Consider the following 19,202-nt stretch of genomic DNA (forward strand, 5'->3'; position numbering starts at 1 on the left):
ACCTTTGCGCACTCGTCGCTCGAATGGGTGATCCCGTTCACGCTGGGCGAGAGCGGGTCAGCGCTACGTGGTGGGCTCGGTAGCATCAAGCACCGGCCCGGCGGGCACGCCTTGCCCGCCCCACCGCCGGTCGACGCCGTCGGAGGTGCCCATGAGCGCAGAGGCCACCAACCTGAGTGCCGAGGCCACGAACCCCGCGCCCAGCCGTCGGCGCGGCCGCCCGAGGATCGACCTCCGGAGGCTCGGCCGCGCCGCCCTGCTCGGCCCCGGAGCGCGGGACCGGCTGCCCGACGCCATCAGCCATGTCGCCGAGGCCCACCGCGCCCACCACCCGGACGCCGACCTCGCCGTCCTGCACCGGGCCTACCTGCTGGCCGAGTCCTCGCACCGGGGCCAGTTCCGCAAGAGCGGCGAGCCCTACATCACCCACCCGCTGGCCGTCACGCTCATTCTCGCCGAACTGGGTGCCGAGACCACCACCTTGACCGCCTCCCTCCTCCACGACACGGTGGAGGACACGGACGTGACCCTGGATCAGGTGCGGGAGGAGTTCGGCGAGGAGGTCTGCTACCTCGTCGACGGCGTCACCAAACTGGAGAAGGTCGACTACGGCGCCGCCGCCGAGCCCGAGACCTTCCGCAAGATGCTCGTCGCCACCGGCAACGACGTACGCGTCATGTCCATCAAACTCGCCGACCGGCTGCACAACATGCGCACCCTCGGCGTGATGCGTCCCGAGAAACAGGTCCGCATCGCCAAGGTCACCCGCGACGTCCTCATCCCGCTCGCCGAACGGCTCGGCGTACAGGCCCTCAAGACCGAGCTGGAGGACCTGGTCTTCGCCATCCTCCACCCCGCCGAGTACGAGAACACCCGCGCCCTGATCGCCGACAACGCCACCGCCGGGGACGCGCTCGCCGCCATCGCCGACGACGTCCGGGGGGTGCTCAGGGAGGCCCGCATCCCTGCCGAAGTGCTCGTACGGCCGCGCCACTTCGTCTCCGTGCACCGCGTCCGGCTCAAGCGCGGCGAACTGCGCGGGACCGACTTCGGACGGCTGCTCGTCCTGGTGGGGGAGGACGCCGACTGCTACGGGGTGCTCGGTGAGCTGCACACCTGCTTCACGCCGGTGATCTCCGAGTTCAAGGACTTCATCGCCGCCCCCAAGTTCAACCTGTACCAGTCGCTGCACACGGCCGTCGCCGCGCCCGACGGAGCCGTCGCCGAAGTCCTCATCCGTACGCACCAGATGCACAAGGTCGCCGAAGCGGGCGTCGTCGCCCTCGGCAACCCGTACGCGGCGCCGGCGGAAGGCGCCGAATGCGCGGGCGAGGACGGCGAACGCACCGACCCCACCCGGCCCGGCTGGCTCTCCAGGCTCCTCGCCTGGCAGCAGGCCACTCCCGACCCCGACACCTTCTGGACCTCGCTCCGCGCCGACCTGGCCCAGGACGGCGAGATCACCGTCTTTCCCCCGGACGGCGGCACCCTCGCGCTGCCCGCCGGCGCGACGTGCGTGGACGCCGCGTACGCCCAGTACGGCGAGGCGGCCCACACCTGTGTCGGCGCCCGCGTCAACGGCCGCCTGGCCGCGCTGGGAACGGTCCTGAACGACGGGGACACCGTGGAGCTGCTGCTCGCCCGGGGCGAGGCGGGGCCGGACAGCCGCCCGGCGGACCGGCCCGGCGACGCGGCCCCCGGCGACGACCCCCGCGAGACCCCCGCCCAGGGACGCCCGGGCGCCGCCGCCCCCGCTGCGGCCGGTCCGGCAGACGCGAACCGGCCCGGCGACGCGGACCGGACCGGCGACGCCCCGGGCACCCGTGCCCTCGGCGCCCTGGAGGCCCATGCCGCCGAGGACCCGGCCGCCGGCACCTGTTCCGGCGACCCCGGCCCCGGCACCCCCGGCCCCGGCACCCCCGGCCCGGACGACCTCGGCGCCGACGACCCGGCCGCCGGGCCGTCGCCCGACTGGCTGCGGCACGCCCGTACGCCGGCCGCCCGGATCGCCATCACCGGCTGGCTCGCCGCGCACCCCGAGGGCGTGAGGGTCCCGGCGGCCGCGCCCCGCCGGCCGGCCGCCGCCATGAGCGCCGACCACGCGCCCGCCCGGGAGACCGGGGCCAGCGCGGTCGTGACCGGCCTGCCGGACGCGCCCGTACGGCTCGCCCGCTGCTGCACGCCCGTCCCGCCCGACGCGGTCACCGGTTTCCCGGTGCGCGGCGGGAATGTCACCGTCCACCGCGTCGGATGCCCCGCCGTACGGCGCATGGAGGCGGCCGGGCGGGTACCGGTCGAGGTGCGGTGGGGCGAGACGGCCGAGTGCCGGGTCACCCTGGTCGCCGAGGCGTTCGGACGGCCCCGGCTGCTCGCCGACCTCACGGAGGCCATCGCGACGGCGGGCGCGGCGATCGTCTCGGCCACCGTGGAGCCGCCCAGCGAGCAGCGCGTACGGCACACGTACACGCTCCAGCTCCCCGACGCCGCCGAGCTCCCCGCCCTGATGCGCGTCATGCGCGACGTGCCGGGCGTCTACGACGTGAGCCGCCCCCAGCAGCCGGCCACCACCTCCACCATCTGACCTCGCCGGCTCGAGGTCGACCGAACACCGGCCGACCGCCGACCGAGCCTTGACCGACTTCGCTCGTCCTTGACCGAGTCCGTCCGAGCCCGTCCGAGTCCGCGCCCGAGTCCGTCCGAGTGCGTTCGCGTGCGCGGAGGCGCGCGCCGTCGCGGTACCGGGTCGGCGCGCTGGTAGCGGTTGCTCCATGCCCCTCTCATCGCGTGCACCTCGCACCACCCGCACCACCCGCACCTCGCGGCGCCTCCGCGTGGCGCTGGTCGCGGCGGCCTCGGCCGGTCTCCTCGGCGCGGCGCTGCCCGCTGCCGAGCCCCTCGGCATCGGCGACCCCCTGTTCCCGCAGCTCGGCAATCCCGGGTACGACGTCCTCGCGTACGACATCGCCCTCACCTACCGGGGTGACAACACCAAGCCGCTGGACGCCGTCACCAAGATCGACGCACAGGTGACCGATCGCCTCGAGCGCATCAACCTGGACTTCACGCACGGCACCGTGCGCACGGTCGAGGTCGACGGGCGGCCCGCCGGGTTCGCGACCAGCGGCGAGGACCTGGTCATCGAGCCGGCGCGGGCGATCGGCCCCGGCGAGCGGGTGCACATCGCCGTCACCCACACCAGCGACCCGGCCGGCCCCAGGAACGCGGGCGGCTGGGTCCGTACCGCCGACGGTCTGGCGATGGCCAACCAGGCCGACGCCGCGCACCGCGTCTTCCCGGGCAACGACCACCCCGCCGACAAGGCGTACTTCACCTTCCGCGTCACGGCGCCCAAGGGCCTGACCGTGGTGGCCAACGGGCACAGGGTGGCCCGGGCACTCGCCGGCGACACCCAGACCTGGCTGTACCGGGGTGACCGGCCCATGGCCACCGAGCTGGCCCAGGTGTCCATCGGCCGCTCCACCGTGGTCCGCCGCACGGGCCCCAACGGCCTGCCCATCCGTGACGTCGTGCCGTCCGCCGACGCCGACCGGATGGAACCCTGGCTGAAGAGGACCCCGGCCCACCTGGAGTGGATGGAGCGCAAGGTCGGCCGCTACCCCTTCGAGACGTACGGCGTGCTCGTCGCCGACGCCGAGACCGGCTTCGAGCTGGAGACCCAGACGCTCTCCCTCTTCGAGCGCTCGCTGTTCACCAGGGGCACGCTCCCGAAGTGGTTCGTCGAATCGATCATGGTGCACGAGCTGGCCCACCACTGGTTCGGCAACAGCGTCTCGCCACGCCGCTGGGCCGACCTGTGGCTCAACGAAGGACACGCCACCTGGTACGAGGCGCTGTACGCGGAGGAGACGGCGAAGCAGCCCCTGGAGCGGCGCATGCGCCAGGCCTACCTCGACTCCGACCGCTGGCGCGCGGCGGGCGGGCCGCCGGCCGCGCCCAGGCCACCCGCCGCGGGTCAGAAGATCAGCCTGTTCCGGCCGGTCGTCTACGACGGCAGCGCCCTGGTCCTGTACGCGCTGCGGCAGGAGATCGGCGAGGACGCCTTCGAGCGGCTGGAGCGGCGCTGGGTGACGCGGTACGCGCACGGGACGGCGAGCACCGCCGACTTCGTACGGCTCGCCTCGGAGGAGGCCGGGCGGGACCTGACCGAGTTCCTCCACGGCTGGCTGTACGCCGAACGCACCCCCAAGATGCCGGGCCACCCGGACTGGCGCAGCAAGGCTCCGGCCAAGGGCGCCACCAAGGCCCCGGCCCCCGCCGCCAAGCGCTGACCGGCCCTCTTGACCAGCCCTCCTGACCGGCCCTTTCGCGCCCCGGAAATCGGGGTGACGGGCCCGGCGGTACCGTGCGACCATCAACGGGTCGGCGGCGCTGCCGGGTCCCTGGAATGCCAAGGGCCCGCCCCGGGAATCATTCGGGGGAGTCACGCGTTGTGACTGACGTACCGAGTACTGTTCGAGCCGTTCGGGCCCTCCGGGCCGCTCGGACGACCCCACTACGTAAGGATCCAATGACCTCCTCTTCATCCCCTTCCCAGGACGCGCAGAGCTTCGCGGACAAGAGCCGCACGGAAAGCCTTCGGGCCGATGCCCTGATGGAAGAGGACGTCGCCTGGAGCTACGAGATCGACGGGGACCGGGACGGCGACCAGTTCGACCGCTCCGAGCGTGCCGCGCTGCGCCGTGTGGCGGGCCTCTCCACCGAGCTCGAGGACGTCACCGAGGTCGAGTACCGGCAGCTTCGCCTGGAGCGCGTCGTGCTGGTCGGCGTATGGACCTCGGGGACCGTCCAGGACGCGGAGAATTCCCTCGCGGAGCTGGCGGCGCTCGCCGAGACGGCGGGCGCGCTGGTGCTCGACGGAGTGATCCAGCGCCGTGACAAGCCGGACCCGGCCACGTACATCGGCTCCGGCAAGGCGTACGAGCTGCGCGACATCGTGCTCGAGACCGGGGCCGACACCGTCGTCTGCGACGGTGAGCTCAGCCCCGGCCAGTTGATCCACCTCGAGGACGTCGTCAAGGTCAAGGTGGTCGACCGGACCGCCCTGATCCTCGACATCTTCGCCCAGCACGCCAAGTCCCGAGAGGGCAAGGCGCAGGTCTCGCTGGCCCAGATGCAGTACATGCTGCCGAGGCTGCGAGGCTGGGGCCAGTCGCTGTCCCGGCAGATGGGTGGCGGTGGCTCCGGTTCCTCGGGCGGCGGCATGGCCACCCGTGGTCCCGGTGAGACCAAGATCGAGACGGACCGGCGTCGGATCCGCGAGAAGATGGCGAAGATGCGCCGGGAGATCGCGGAGATGAAGACCGGCCGCGAGATCAAGCGGCAGGAGCGGCGGCGCAACAAGGTCCCGTCGGTCGCCATCGCCGGCTACACCAACGCCGGCAAGTCGTCCCTGCTGAACAGGCTCACGGGCGCGGGCGTCCTGGTGGAGAACGCGCTGTTCGCCACCCTCGACCCGACCGTGCGCCGGGCCGAGACGCCGAGCGGCCGGCTGTACACGCTGGCCGACACCGTCGGCTTCGTCCGGCACCTGCCGCACCACCTCGTCGAGGCGTTCCGCTCCACCATGGAGGAGGTCGGTGACTCCGACCTGATCCTGCACGTGGTGGACGGCTCGCACCCGGCGCCGGAGGAGCAGCTCGCCGCCGTGCGCGAGGTGATCCGCGACGTGGGCGCGGTGGACGTGCCCGAGATCGTGGTGATCAACAAGGCGGATGCCGCTGACCCGCTCGTACTCCAGCGGCTCCTGCGCATCGAGCGGCACTCGATCGCGGTGTCGGCGCGGACCGGCCAGGGCATCGACGAGCTGCTCGCGCTGATCGACGCCGAGCTGCCGCGACCGCGGGTCGAGATCGAGGCGCTCCTGCCGTACACGCAGGGCGCGCTGGTCTCGCGTGCGCACGCCGAGGGCGAGGTGCTCTCCGAGGAGCACACGTCGGAGGGCACGCTGCTCAAGGCGCGGGTGCACGAGGAACTGGCGGCGTCGCTGGCGCCGTACGTGCCCGCGGCGCACTGATCGCGGCGCGCTGACCGCGGCGTTCTGACCGCGGCGACGGCGGCACCGGCCCGCGGCGGCGGCGGCTCGACCGGCACCGTCCGGCCACGGCGCCACGGCCGCCGTGCCGAGTGAACGGCCGAAGGCCCGCCCCCTCCTGGTGAGGGGGCGGGCCTTCGCCGTGTCGCTTACCCGCGTGCTCGCGGCCGCCTACTGGCCGGCGAACTTGTCACTCATCATCGTGTAGATCTGCTCCGCGCCCCGGTCGAGCCGCGGACCGGCGAGCCAACCGGCGGTCACCGGGCCGATGGAGGTGTTGGACACCAGCGCCAGCTTGTTGCCCGGCTTCTCGATGAACCAGCCACCACCGGAGGAACCGCCCGTCATGGTGCAGCCGATGCGCCACATGGTCGGCGTACCGGGCGCGAGGGTGAGGCGGCCGGGACGGTCGACGCACTTGTGCATCAGCGCACCGTCGTACGGCGCGCCGGCCGGGTAGCCCCAGGCCCCCATCGCGGGGATGCCCATGGCCTCGGGGGCGGCGAAGTCGATGTCGAGGGCGACGCCGACCGTCTCCTCCAGCGACTTGGTGCCGTTCTCGGGCTTCACATGCATCACGGCGTAGTCGTACGGGGCGCCCTCGCCGCCGGTGGGACCGCCCTGCGAGATCCACTCGCCGGAGGTCGCCACCCAGTCCGCCCAGTAGACGCCGTAGGGGGCGACCTCCTGAGGCTGCGCGCTCTCGAGCTGCGCCGGGGACTTGCCCAGGTCGTTGTACGCCGGGACGAAGGCGATGTTGCGGAACCAGCCGCCCGCCTTGCCGGCGTGCACGCAGTGGCCGGCGGTCCAGACGAGGTTGGACTTGCCGGGGTTCTTGGGGTCCTTGACGACGGTCGCGGAGCAGACCATCGAGCCCTCGGGGGCGTCGAAGAACACCTTGCCGACCGGAGCGGCGTTCTTGTGGTACGGCTTCTCCTCGGCCACGGCCTGGACCGGCCGCGGCTCGGGGTCGGTGGCGCCCTGGTCACCGGTGGCGGCACCGGCGGCCATGGTCTTCTGCGGCGACTTGGCGGACTGCATCCGCTCGGGCTTCCACAGCCCCTCGATCACCGGGTTGACGAAGTCCTTGGCCTCACGCAGCCACTTGTCCTTGTCCCAGTTCTTCCACTCGCCGTTCTTCCACTTCTCCGGGTCGACGCCGTGCTCCTTGAGCTTGTCGGCGAGGTCGGCGGGAAGCTCGGCCCCTCCCTGTCCACCGCCCTGGCCGTCGGCGGGCGTCGCCGAGGCAGGCGTGTCGGCCGCCTTGTCCTCCGTGGGGCCACAGGCGGTGGCCGTCAGCGTGAGCGCCGCGGCCAGGCCGGTGGCGGCCAGGAGCGGACGTATGGATCGCATGAGAACGATTCCCCCTGATAGTGCATGTGCTGTGCGAAATGCCATGAACCTGTCACGCAAGCGGGCGGTCCTCCGGGACCGCCCGCCTGAGAATGCGCACCTACTCTATGCCGGTCGTGGCACAGCCAGTTGCCGTTCGGCCCGGACCTGCACGGAGTCTCCACCGGCACCGCGCCGGCACCGTCCCCGCCGCGCCGGCACCGTCCCCGCCGGGTCGGCACCACCCCGGGCTGCGGCCGCGCGGGCAGCGGCCGCTCGGCACCGTCACCGCCATCGGACGTGCCGGACGCGCCGGGTGGGCGGCGCCCCGGCACTCGCCGGAACGCCCGCTCCACCCGCCCCGTCAACGAGCCGGCCCCGTGGCCTACCTGCCGGCGAACTTCTTGCTGACCGCCTCGTAGATGCCCTTCGCCTCGTCACCGAGACGCGGACCGGCCAGCCACCCCGCCGTCACCGGGCCGATGGAGGTGTTGGACACCAGCGCGGGCTTGCCGTCCTGGCCCTGCGCGACCCAGCCGCCGCCGGAGGAACCACCGGTCATCGTGCAGCCGATGCGGTACATCGTCGGCTGCTGCGCGTCGAGCGACAGCCGGCCCGGCTTGTCCGCGCACTGGAACATCTGCTGGCCGTCGAACGGCGGCGCCGCCGGGTACCCGGTCGCCTCCATGTTCGCGATCTTCGGCGCGGCCGGTGCGTTGAACTCCACCGGAAGCGCCGAACCGACCGTCTCCTCCAGCGACTTGCCGTTGCCGCCCTTCTCCGGCGTCACATGGATGACCGCGTAGTCGTACGGAGCGCCCTGACCACCGGTCGCGGCACCCTGGGAGATCCACTGCTCGGAGGTCTGCGCCCAGTCACCCCACCACACGCCGTAGGGCGCCATCTCCTCGCGGGTCGCCTTCTCCAGCTCGGCGCCGGTCTTGCCGCTGTCGTTGTACGAGGGGACGAACGCGATGTTGCGGTACCAGCCGCCGTCCTTGCCCGCGTGCACACAGTGGCCCGCCGTCCACACCAGGTTGGACTTGCCCGGGTTCGCGGGGTCCTTCACCACGGTCGCCGAGCAGACCATCGAACCCTGGGGGCCGTCGAACAGGACCTTCCCGGCCTCCGGGACGCCGGAGTGGTACGGCGCCTTCACGGCCTGGGCCTCCACCGGCTCGGGCGTCGGGTCCGTGACGCCCTCGTCACCGGAGATGTCCTCGTCCTCGACCGGCCGTTCGGGCTGCTCGGCATCCCTCATCCGGTCCGGGTCCCACAGGTCCTCGATGATCGGGTTGACGTAGTCCTTGGCCTCACGCAGCCACTTGTCCTTGTCCCAGTTCTTCCACTCGCCGTTCCGCCACTTGTCCAGGTCGATCCCGTGCTCCTTGAGCCGGTCCTTCAGGTCCTCCGGAATCGTGATCTTGCCGTCGGACGTCTGGCTCGCGGAGGCGGTCGGCTCACCGCCCGCGTTGTCCTCGCTCGGGCCACAGGCTGTGGCCGTCAGCGCCAGCGCCGCGGCGACGGAGGCTGCGGCGAGCAGCGGACGAATGGGTCGCATGTCGTGATCCCCCTGGGACTTCGTGACAGAGCACTGCTGAGTACTCCTGAACTCGGCTGAAACGGCACCGGAGTGCGGCCCCCAACTATGCCGGTGCCGATGGGGACGGCGTGCGGCAGGGCCGTGGTTCCCCCACCGCAAGGATCTTCGTCGTGACCGTGATCAGACACACATGCCGTCGTTGGTACGTACGGGGGACACGAGGTCGGTTCCCCACACCGGCCCGCGGCGGACCAGCTACACACCGATGGACAACGGAATCGTTACCGGGAGGACCCCAAGTCGTGGCCGTGACCGAATCAGCCCCGGTGGCACCGACGTCCAGGCAGGAGGGGATTCTGCGGCGCCAGTCACTGCGTGAATCGGCCGCCCGCACCTATGCGCGCTCCTTGCCCATCGTCCCCGTGCGGGCGCGCGGACTGACGATCGAGGGCGCCGACGGACGGCGCTACCTCGACTGCCTCTCCGGCGCCGGCACACTCGCTCTCGGGCACAACCACCCGGTCGTCCTGGAGGCCATCAAGAAGGTCATCGACTCCGGGGCCCCGCTCCACGTCCTCGACCTCGCCACGCCGGTCAAGGACGCCTTCACCACCGAGCTGTTCGCCACCCTTCCCAGCCAACTCGCCGACGACGCCCGCATCCAGTTCTGCGGCCCCGCCGGCACGGACGCCGTCGAGGCGGCGCTCAAGCTGGTGCGCAACGCGACCGGCCGCGGCGGCCTCCTCGCCTTCACCGGCGCGTACCACGGCATGACGGCCGGTGCCCTGGCCGCCTCCGGCGGCGCCACCGACGTACGGGTCACCCGCCTGCCCTTCCCGCAGGACTACCGCTGCCCCTTCGGCGTCGGCGGCGAGCGGGGCGCCGACATCGCCGCCCGCTGGACCGAGAACCTCCTCGACGACCCCAAGTCCGGCGTCCCCACCCCCGCCGGAATGATCCTCGAACCGGTCCAGGGCGAGGGCGGCGTGATCCCCGCACCCGACACCTGGCTGCGCCGGATGCGCGCGATCACCGCCGACCGTTCCATCCCCCTCATCGTCGACGAGGTGCAGACCGGCGTCGGCCGCACCGGTGCCTTCTGGGCCGTCGAGCACAGCGGCATCGTCCCGGACGTCATGGTCCTGTCCAAGGCCATCGGCGGCTCCCTCCCCCTGGCCGTCATCGTCTACCGGTCCGGGCTGGACGTCTGGCAGCCCGGCGCCCACGCGGGCACCTTCCGCGGCAACCAGCTCGCCATGGCCGCCGGCGCGGCCACCCTCGCGTACGTCCGCGAGAACCGCCTCGCCGAGCGCGCCGCCACCCTCGGTGCCCGCATGCTCGGACAGCTCCAGGGCCTGGCCGCCACCGACCCCCGCATCGGCGACGTCCGCGGCCGGGGACTCATGATCGGCATCGAGCTCGTCGCCCCCGACACCACCGCCGACGTCCCGCCACCGGACCCCGCCCTCGCCGAGGCCGTCCAGCGCGCCTGCCTCCAGCGCGGCCTCATCGTCGAACTCGGCGGCCGCCACAACGCCGTCGTACGCCTCCTCCCCCCACTGACGCTCACCGACGAACAGGCGACGGCCGTCCTCGACCGCTTCGCCGACGCGCTCGCCGGAACCACACGCACCACCCCGCCCCCCAGCGCCCCAGGACCGTCCTGCTGAACCCGAACCTCCTCACCAGAAAGACCCCTCCGTGAACCCCATCCCCGTACCCCAAGCGCCCGGCGCCGACGGCCCTCCGACCGCTCCCGGCGGCCCGCGCCCGGGCGAGTCGACCACAGTGCCCCGGCAGCACACCGGAGGGTACGAAGACCTGCCCGGTCCCACCGCGGCCGGCACCCGTGACCACCTCGACACGGCCGACCACCTCGACCACCCGGACGCCCACCACGCCGCCGACGCCGCGACCATCGAGAACCTCCTCCGCTGCTGGGTGCGGGAGAAGAACCTCGCCCAGCCGGCCGGGAGGACCCTGCGCATCCCGCTCGACGCCAGCGGCACCGCCCTCCTCGTCCCCGTCCACTACTGGTCGCCCACCGGCTGGCACCGCTTCGGCCGCCCCGTCCTCGAAGGCGCCCCGCACACCGCCCCGCCCGCCGACGCGGTGACCGTCGCCGCCCTCATCAGCCGCGAATCCGCCCCCGCCGACGGCCCCCACAGCGATCGCCAGGACCCCCCGCACCACGGGACGCACCAGGACTCCCGGGACCACCGGGCGCACCACGCGGCCCAGGGGGACCGCCGGGCGCACCTGGCCGCCCAGGGCATCGAGGCCCAGCGCGGCCACCGGCCCCATGACCAGCGGACCGCCCATGACGTCCGGGACCCGCAGGACCATCGCGACACCCGGCACCGTCCGGCCCAGCGGGACCAGCAGGAGCGCCGGGACGGCTCCGACCTGGTCGGACGGGTCGCCGACTCCACCCGCCGTACCGCCGAGTTCATCGCCCACCGGCGCCGGCACCCCGGCCCCACCGCCGACGCCGACCTCTTCCTCACCGCCGAACAGTCCCTGCTGCTGGGTCACCCCCTCCACCCCACGCCCAAGAGCCGCGAAGGACTCTCCGACTCCGAAGCCCGGCTCTACTCACCCGAACTGCACGGCTCCTTCCCCCTCCACTGGATGGCCGTCGACCGGTCCGTACTCGCCACCGACTCCGCCTGGACCGAACAGGGCCGCCCCCGGAGTGCCGAGCACCTCACCGCCCGCCTCGCCGGCGACCTCACCCTCCCCGCCAACACCGCGGCTCTGCCCCTGCACCCCTGGCAGGCCCGCGAACTGCTCCACCGCCCCGCCGTCACCGAACTCCTCTCCGCCGGTCTTCTCCACGACCTGGGCCCCCACGGAGACCCCTGGCACCCCACCTCCTCCGTCCGCACCGTCCACCGGCCCGGCGCGCCGGCCATGCTCAAGCTGTCCCTCGGCGTACGGATCACCAACTCCCGCCGCGAGAACCTCCGCAAGGAACTCCACCGGGGCGTCGAAGTGCACCGGCTGCTGCGCACCGGCCTCGCCGAGGAGTGGCAGGCCACCCACCCGGGCTTCGACATCGTCCGCGACCCGGCGTGGCTGGCCGTCGACGCCCCGTCCGGCGAACCCGTCCCCGGACTCGACGTCATGCTCCGCCACAACCCCTTCGGCCTCGGCGACGACGCCGTCTGCATCGCGAGCCTCACCGCGCCACGCCCCTGGCCCGGCAGCACCCGCATGCGCTCGCGCCTGGCCGTCACCGTGTCCCGGCTCGCCGCCCGCACCGGCCGGCCCACCGGAGCCGTCGCCGCCGAGTGGTTCCTGCGCTACCTCGACCAGGTGGTCCGCCCCGTCCTCTGGCTGGACGGCACGGCAGGCGTAGCCCTGGAGGCCCACCAGCAGAACACCCTGGTGATCCTTGACCCCGACGGCTGGCCACGCGGCGGCCGCTACCGCGACAACCAGGGCTACTACTTCCGTGAGTCCCACCGGGCCGCACTGGAACGCCGCCTCCCCGGCATCGGCGCCCGCAGCGACACCTTCGTCACCGACGACGTCACCAACGAGCGCTTCGCCTACTACCTCGGCATCAACAACGTCCTCGGCGTCATCGGCGCCTTCGGCGCACAGGGCCTGGCCGACGAGCGCCTCCTCCTCGCCGCCTTCCGCCAGTTCCTCACCACCGCCACGAGCCTCGGCTCACCACTGCCGGCCTTCCTGCTGGAGAGCTCGACCCTGCGCTGCAAGGCCAACCTTCTGACCCGGCTCCACGGCCTCGACGAACTCGTGGGCCCCGTGGAGACCCAGTCCGTCTACGTCACCATCACCAACCCCCTTCGCCGCTGACGGACACACCCCCGCCCGAACCGCCGAGAGGACAGCGCCCCGTGCCCCCCACCGATGCGAGCTCCGACACCGGTTCCCATTCCTCCGTGCCGACCGGCCTGGGCACGGAGGACACCCTGGACCTACGGTTGCCGGACGAGCTGATCAAGCTGTTCGGCGCGGACGACCCGGCCATCGGCCACCAGCCGCTGGACCGCGGTGCCGACGACCTGCTCGACACCCTCGCGGGCTGGGGCCCTGCCCCCACTCCTCTCGGCACGTTCCAACTCGTGCCCGTACGACTCGAGCGCGACCTCACCCTCCTCACCCGGTGGATGAACGACCCGGCCGTCGCCGCCTTCTGGGAACTGGCCGGGCCCGAATCCGTCACGGCCGCCCACATCCGCGCGCAACTGACCGGCGACGGACGCAGCGTGCCATGCCTGGGCGTGCTCGACGGCACGCCCATGAGCTATTTCGAGATCTACCGCGCCGACCTCGACCCGCTGGCCCGCCACTACCCGGCGCGACCTCACGACACCGGTATCCACCTGCTGATCGGAGGCGTCGCCCACCGCGGCCGGGGCATCGGCACCACCCTGCTCCGAGCCGTCTCCGACCTCGTCCTCGACAACCGCCCGCGCTGCGCACGCGCCATCGCCGAACCGGACATCCGCAACACCCCCTCCGTCTCGGCCTTTCTGAGCGCCGGCTTCCGCTTCTCCGCCGAACTCGACCTTCCCGACAAGCGAGCTGCCCTCATGATCCGCGACCGCACCCTGCGACACGTGCTGTGAACAGCCTGCTGCTTTACATACACCGCTCGACCCGCATCGGTTCCACTCGGAGGAGGCCCCGTGCCGAAGTCCCCTGCCACCCCTGACTCCGCGGAGCCGCCAGCCCCGCCGATCGCGTCCGCCGCAGTGATCCCCCCTGCCTCGCAGCCACCACAGGCCCCCTCCGCCGCAGACGCTTCATCAAGAACCACCACCCCGTCAGCCCCGCCGACAACCGCCACCCCACCGGCCCCGCCGGAACTCAACCCGCAGGCATGGGCCCGGGCCTCCCGCCACCTGCTCGCCAAGATGCTCGGCGAATTCGCCTACGAAGAGCTCATCGAGCCGACCCCGCTGCCCACCGCGCAGGACGTCAACCGCGCCGCTGTGGGGTCCGCCCCCCAGGGCACACCGACCCCGTCGGCCGCAGCAGGCACCCCGGATGTGCCAGAGACGCCGGCCGCAGATGACCGGCCGACCGCACCGGGCGAGCCGGCGCAGTCGGACCAGCGGGCCACGCCGGACCAACAGCCCATGCCGGACCAGCCGACCACGCCGGACCAACACTCCACGCCGAACCAACAGCCCACGCCGGACCAACAGCCCACGCCGGTCCAACACTCCACGCCGGACCCATCGACCACGCCCGTCCAGCCGACCACCCCCGACCAGTCGGTCACAGCCAACCACCCAGCCGGCCAGCCGCTCACCCACCCGTACACGCTCACGCTCGACGACGGCTCCGTACTCGCCTTCGCGGCCCGCCGGACCGCTTACGGCAGTTGGCGGGTCGACCCCGACTCGATCACCCACGACGGCCGTCCCTTCACCGACCCGCTGGACTTCCTGGTCCAGTCACGTCACCTGCTGCGGCTGGACGGCGCCACGCTCGGCCACCTCCTCCGCGAGCTGACCATCACCCTCGCCGCCGACGCCCGGCTGCACCACACCGCGCTTCCGGCCGGCCGGCTCGCCGACCTCGGATACGCCGAACTCGAGGGCCACCAGACCGGCCATCCGTGGATCGTCTTCAACAAGGGCCGCATCGGCTTCTCCGCCTCCGACGCCGCCCGCTGGGCACCCGAGGCACGCCGATCCGCACCGCTGCCCTGGATCGCGGTCAGCACCGGGATCGCCGCGTACCGCGGCGTACCCACGCTCGACACCCCCGCGCACCTCTACGAGCGCGAGCTCGGCCCCGCCGTGCGCAACACCTTCGCCACCGCGCTCCGGACCCGGGGACTCGACCCCGCGAGGTACCTCTACCTCCCCGTACACCCCTGGCAGTGGGACGAGGTGCTGCTGCCCCTCTACGCGCCCGCCATCGCCGAGGGCGCGATCGTGCCCCTGCCCACCGACAGCGACCTCCGGCTGCCGCAGCAGTCCATCCGTACGTTCCTCAACGTCAGCCGTCCCGACCGGTACAGCGTCAAACTCCCCCTGTCCGTGCTCAACACCCTCGTCTGGCGCGGACTGCCCACCGAGCGGACCCTCGCCGCTCCCGCCGTCACCGCCTGGGTCCAGGCACTACGTGATGGAGATCCGTTTCTGCGCGACGACTGCCGTGTGATCCTCCTCGGCGAGGTCGCCTCCGTCACGGTCGAGCACCCCCTGTACGACAACCTCCCCGAGGCTCCCTACCAGTACAAGGAGCTCCTCGGCGCGATCTGGAGGGAACCGCTGCGCCTCCCGCCCGGCGAGCGCGGGCGCACCCTCGCCTCCCTCCTCCACACCGACCCCGAGGGCCGGGCCTTCACCGCCGAGCTGGTGACCCGCTCGGGGCTCCGCCCCGAAACCTGGCTCCGCCACCTCTTCGCGGCACTCCTCCCACCCCTGCTGCACTTCCTGTACCGCTACGGCACCGTCTTCTCCCCGCACGGCGAGAACGCGATCGTGGTCTTCGACGACCGGGACGTCCCCGTACGCCTGGCGATCAAGGACTTCGTCGACGACATCAACGTCAGCGCCCGCCACCTGCCCGAGCACGACACGATGCCGGAAGAGGTACGGCAGGTGCTCCTCACCGAGGAGCCCGGCTTCCTGACCCAGTTCATCCACTCCGGCCTCTTCGTGGGGGTCTTCCGCTATCTGGCGCCTCTGTGCGAGGAGCAACTGGGAGTACCGGAGGAGGAGTTCTGGTCACTCGTACGGGCAGAGATCCAGCGACACCACGCGCGCTTCCCGGACCTCAAGGACCGTTACGAGCTGTTCGACCTGCTCACACCGCGTATCGAGCGGCTCTGCCTCAACCGGAACCGGCTGCACCTGGACGGTTACCGCGACCGCTCCGACCGGCCGCACGCCGCCATCCACGGCACCGTCCCCAATCCGCTCGCGTGATCCGATTGTCAGTGCCGCGCCGTAGGGTGGACTGGCTATGACGAAGCCATCCCTCCCCGAGCTCCTCCACGCCGCCGTCGCCGCCGTCGGAGGCGTGGAACGGCCAGGCCAGGTCACCATGGCCGAGGCCGTCGCGCAGGCCATCGACGACGGCTCCCACCTCCTGGTCCAGGCCGGCACGGGCACCGGGAAGTCCCTCGGGTACCTGGTGCCCGCGCTGGCGCACGGCGACCGGGTCGTGGTCGCGACCGCGACGCTGGCCCTCCAGCGGCAGCTCGTCGAGCGCGACCTGCCGCGCACGGTGGACGCGCTCCATCCGCAGCTCCGCCGTCGCCCGGAGTTCGCGATGCTCAAGGGGCGCTCGAACTACCTCTGCCTGCACCGCCTGCACGAGGGCGTCCCGCAGGACGAGGAGGAGGGGCTCTTCGACCCGTTCGAGGCGGCCGCGCCCAGCAGCAAGCTCGGCCAGGACCTGCTGCGCCTGCGCGACTGGTCGGACGAGACGGAGACCGGGGACCGGGACGACCTGACGCCAGGCGTGTCGGACCGCGCCTGGTCGCAGGTCTCCGTCACCTCCCGCGAATGCCTCGGCGCGTCGAAGTGCGCGTACGGTGCGGAGTGCTTCGCCGAGGCCGCGAGGGAGCGGGCCAAGCTCGCCGACGTCGTCGTCACCAACCACGCGCTGCTCGCGATCGACGCGATCGAGGGCGCCCCGGTCCTTCCGCAGCACGAGGTACTGATCGTCGACGAGGCCCATGAGCTGGTCTCCCGTGTCACCGGCGTCGCCACGGGAGAGCTCACGCCCGGGCAGGTCAACCGGGCTGTGCGCCGTGCGGCCAAGCTGGTCGACGAGAAGGTCGCCGATCAGCTCCAGACGGCGGCGGAGGGCTTCGAGCGGCTGATGGAGCTCGCACTGCCGGGCCGCCTGGAGGAGATCCCCGAGGACCTGGCCTACGCGCTGATGGCCCTGCGCGATGCGGCGCGGGCGGTCATCACGTCCCTCGGCTCCACACGCGACAAGTCCGTCCAGGACGAGGACGCGGTGCGCAAGCAGGCCATGGCCTCCGTGGAGAACGTCCACGCTGTCGCCGAGCGCATCACCCAGGGCTCCGAGTACGACGTCGTCTGGTACGAGCGCCACGACCGCTTCGGTGCGTCCCTGCGGGTGGCGCCGCTGTCCGTCTCCGGCCTGCTGCGCGAGAAGCTCTTCGCCGAGCGGTCGGTCGTCCTCACCTCCGCCACGCTCAAGCTCGGTGGCGACTTCAACGGAGTCGGCGCCTCTCTCGGTCTCCCGCCGGAAGGCACCGTCGGCACGGAGGACGAGGACGTCCCGGTGTGGAAGGGGATCGACGTCGGCTCACCCTTCGACTACCCGAAGCAGGGAATCCTGTACGTCGCCCGGCATCTGGCCACCCCCGGCAGGGAGGGCAGCCGGGGCGACATGATGGACGAGCTCGCCGAGCTGGTCGAGGCCGCCGGCGGCCGTACGCTCGGCCTCTTCTCCTCCATGCGGGCGGCCCAGGCAGCGGCCGAGGAGCTGCGCGGGCGGCTCGACAAGCCGATCCTGCTCCAGGGCGAGGACACCCTGGGCGAGCTGATCAAGAACTTCGCGGGGGACGCGGAGACCTGCCTCTTCGGCACGCTGTCGCTGTGGCAGGGCGTCGACGTTCCGGGGCCGAACTGCCAGCTCGTCGTGATGGACCGCATCCCGTTCCCCCGGCCCGACGACCCCCTGATGAGCGCCCGCCAGAAGGCGGTGGAGGAAGCGGGCGGGAACGGTTTCATGGCGGTCGCGGCGACGCACGCCGCGCTGCTCATGGCCCAGGGCGCCGGCCGGCTGGTCCGTGCCACGGGCGACCGGGGCGTGGTGGCCGTACTGGACCCGCGCCTGGCCAACGCGCGGTACGGCAGTTACCTCCGCGCCTCGCTGCCGGACTTCTGGTACACGACGGATCGCAACCAGGTGCGCCGCTCCCTCGCCGCCATCGACGCCGCCGCCAAGTCCTCCGGCGCCTGACGCTCACGTCCTGCCGGGGCTTCGGCCGGTACGTCCCCGGGCCGCGCCGGACAAGGGGCGCGGGCCCCCGTAAGCGCCTGGCGCCCGGACGCCGCCCTGCCCGGACCAGCCGTTACGCCTCCCAACGTGGCCCGCAGTCGGGGGCCACGTTGGGAGGCCGCACGTAGCGGCCCTGAGCGGCGCAGCGCGGCCGTATGAGTGGGTCCTGGCGCCTCGGCGCAAGCTGATCATGGTGGAGCCCGGGAGCAGGGCGGACGCGGGCCTGCACAGGGCGCCGGGCCAGCGCGGTGCTGTCACCGGGAGAGGTCACGAGGCAAGGGCATCCCGGGCATGAGCAGGGCCCCGGGACCGGCGCAGGTGGTCCCGGGGCCCGGTCGGGGCCGGCGCGGTGTGTCACACGCGCCGCAGTACCGCCACCACCTTGCCGAGGATGGTCGCCTCGTCACCAGGGATCGGCTGGTAGGCCGCATTGTGCGGGAGCAGCCAGACGTGGCCGTCCTCGCGCTTGAAGCGCTTGACCGTGGCCTCGCCGTCCAGCATGGCCGCCACGATGTCGCCGTTCTCCGCGACCGGCTGGCGGCGGACCGTCACCCAGTCGCCGTCGCAGATGGCGGCCTCGATCATCGAGTCGCCGACGACTTTGAGCACGAACAGCTCGCCGTCGCCGACAAGCTGGCGGGGGAGGGGGAAGACGTCCTCGACCGACTCCTCGGCGAGGATGGGGCCACCGGCCGCGATACGGCCGACCAGCGGGACGTACGACGCGGCGGGCTTGCCCGTGGTGTCGGTGGGCTGGGTGCTGGGCTGGTCGGAACCACGGACTTCGTAGGCCCGGGGGCGGTGCGGGTCCCGGCGCAGGAAGCCCTTGCGCTCGAGGGCCATGAGCTGGTGGGCCACCGAGGAGGTGCTGGACAGCCCCACCGCCTGGCCGATTTCCCGCATCGACGGCGGGTAACCGCGCCGCTGCACCGAGTCCCGGATGACCTCGATGACCCGCCGCTGCCTGTCCGTGAGCCCGGAGCTGTCCGCCCGAATGCCTGGAGGTCGGCCGGGCAGGGCGCGCGCCGGCTTGGCGGGCCCCTCCGCGTTCGTGGTCACATCATTCATGGCATGCACCGGCTCGAGTCGGCCCTGGGAACGGTCCTGGGCAGTGATGGTGGCACTGTCTGCGGTGGTGGTCACGTCGGCCCCTCTCGAAATGGTCTCCCTAGGCGGACAACGGTAGTTGCTTTCGAAAGGTTGCGCCAAACACACGTTCGAGTGAAAAATTGCAGATTGGCTTACATGTGCGTGTGACTAGGTGTATGTGCGATCACTTGCTGATCTTCACGCCAGCGA

The 19,202-nt window shown here is 72.3% G+C and carries 11 protein-coding genes; 8 read left to right on the top strand and 3 right to left on the bottom strand.

Annotated features, from left to right (window positions below; translation table 11 throughout):
* Window positions 1–151: 151 nt before the first annotated feature.
* The 3 genes from E2B92_RS17690 (at window position 152) to hflX (ending at window position 6,034) form a co-directional block, all read left to right on the top strand.
* Window positions 152–2,581: a RelA/SpoT family protein gene (locus E2B92_RS17690; RefSeq protein ID WP_133087596.1), complete on the top strand. Its 2,430-nt coding sequence runs from the start codon at window positions 152–154 to the stop codon at window positions 2,579–2,581.
* Window positions 2,582–2,768: 187 nt separating this feature from the next.
* Window positions 2,769–4,289, top strand: coding sequence for a M1 family metallopeptidase (locus E2B92_RS17695; protein WP_126888875.1), 1,521 nt, complete (start codon window positions 2,769–2,771; stop codon window positions 4,287–4,289).
* A 239-nt stretch (window positions 4,290–4,528) separates the two neighbouring features.
* Window positions 4,529–6,034, top strand: coding sequence for a GTPase HflX (hflX, locus tag E2B92_RS17700; RefSeq protein WP_126888874.1), 1,506 nt, complete (start codon window positions 4,529–4,531; stop codon window positions 6,032–6,034).
* 189 nt (window positions 6,035–6,223) lie between these two features.
* Here hflX and E2B92_RS17705 read toward each other — a convergent pair whose 3' ends face one another.
* Both E2B92_RS17705 and E2B92_RS17710 read right to left on the bottom strand, forming a co-directional pair.
* Complete coding sequence (locus tag E2B92_RS17705; protein WP_126888873.1) at window positions 6,224–7,405, bottom strand: trypsin-like serine peptidase; 1,182 nt, start codon at window positions 7,403–7,405, stop codon at window positions 6,224–6,226.
* 364 nt (window positions 7,406–7,769) lie between these two features.
* Window positions 7,770–8,945, bottom strand: a complete 1,176-nt coding sequence (locus E2B92_RS17710) for a trypsin-like serine peptidase (RefSeq protein WP_126888872.1) — start codon at window positions 8,943–8,945, stop codon at window positions 7,770–7,772.
* A gap of 284 nt (window positions 8,946–9,229) precedes the next feature.
* Between E2B92_RS17710 and E2B92_RS17715 the strand changes: the two genes are divergently transcribed.
* The 5 genes from E2B92_RS17715 (at window position 9,230) to E2B92_RS17735 (ending at window position 17,864) form a co-directional block, all read left to right on the top strand.
* Window positions 9,230–10,597 carry a diaminobutyrate--2-oxoglutarate transaminase family protein gene (locus E2B92_RS17715; protein WP_126888871.1) on the top strand — a complete coding sequence of 456 codons (1,368 nt, stop codon included), beginning with the start codon at window positions 9,230–9,232 and terminating at the stop codon, window positions 10,595–10,597.
* Between the two features lie 31 nt (window positions 10,598–10,628).
* The gene (locus E2B92_RS17720) at window positions 10,629–12,752 is read left to right on the top strand and encodes an IucA/IucC family protein (RefSeq protein ID WP_133087597.1); all 2,124 of its coding nucleotides are present in this window, start codon (window positions 10,629–10,631) and stop codon (window positions 12,750–12,752) included.
* A gap of 41 nt (window positions 12,753–12,793) precedes the next feature.
* The gene (locus E2B92_RS17725) at window positions 12,794–13,528 is read left to right on the top strand and encodes a GNAT family N-acetyltransferase (protein ID WP_126889593.1); all 735 of its coding nucleotides are present in this window, start codon (window positions 12,794–12,796) and stop codon (window positions 13,526–13,528) included.
* A gap of 513 nt (window positions 13,529–14,041) precedes the next feature.
* Window positions 14,042–15,847, top strand: coding sequence for an IucA/IucC family protein (locus E2B92_RS17730; protein WP_126888324.1), 1,806 nt, complete (start codon window positions 14,042–14,044; stop codon window positions 15,845–15,847).
* A gap of 37 nt (window positions 15,848–15,884) precedes the next feature.
* Window positions 15,885–17,864, top strand: a complete 1,980-nt coding sequence (locus tag E2B92_RS17735) for an ATP-dependent DNA helicase (protein WP_126888317.1) — start codon at window positions 15,885–15,887, stop codon at window positions 17,862–17,864.
* Window positions 17,865–18,257: 393 nt separating this feature from the next.
* Here E2B92_RS17735 and lexA read toward each other — a convergent pair whose 3' ends face one another.
* Window positions 18,258–19,046, bottom strand: coding sequence for a transcriptional repressor LexA (gene lexA / locus E2B92_RS17740; protein WP_126888318.1), 789 nt, complete (start codon window positions 19,044–19,046; stop codon window positions 18,258–18,260).
* Window positions 19,047–19,202: the final 156 nt, after the last annotated feature.

The organism is Streptomyces sp. WAC05374 (assembly GCF_004353505.1).
In the GTDB taxonomy this organism is placed as follows: domain Bacteria; phylum Actinomycetota; class Actinomycetes; order Streptomycetales; family Streptomycetaceae; genus Streptomyces.

Coding starts and splice junctions, on each gene's coding strand:
- E2B92_RS17690 (WP_133087596.1), top strand. CDS start 152: ATGAGCGCAGAGGCCACCAACCTGAGTGCCGAGGCCACGAACCCCGCG.
- E2B92_RS17730 (WP_126888324.1), top strand. CDS start 14,042: ATGCCGGACCAGCCGACCACGCCGGACCAACACTCCACGCCGAACCAA.
- E2B92_RS17705 (WP_126888873.1), bottom strand. CDS start 7,405: ATGCGATCCATACGTCCGCTCCTGGCCGCCACCGGCCTGGCCGCGGCG.
- hflX (WP_126888874.1), top strand. CDS start 4,529: ATGACCTCCTCTTCATCCCCTTCCCAGGACGCGCAGAGCTTCGCGGAC.
- E2B92_RS17695 (WP_126888875.1), top strand. CDS start 2,769: ATGCCCCTCTCATCGCGTGCACCTCGCACCACCCGCACCACCCGCACC.
- E2B92_RS17735 (WP_126888317.1), top strand. CDS start 15,885: ATGACGAAGCCATCCCTCCCCGAGCTCCTCCACGCCGCCGTCGCCGCC.
- E2B92_RS17710 (WP_126888872.1), bottom strand. CDS start 8,945: ATGCGACCCATTCGTCCGCTGCTCGCCGCAGCCTCCGTCGCCGCGGCG.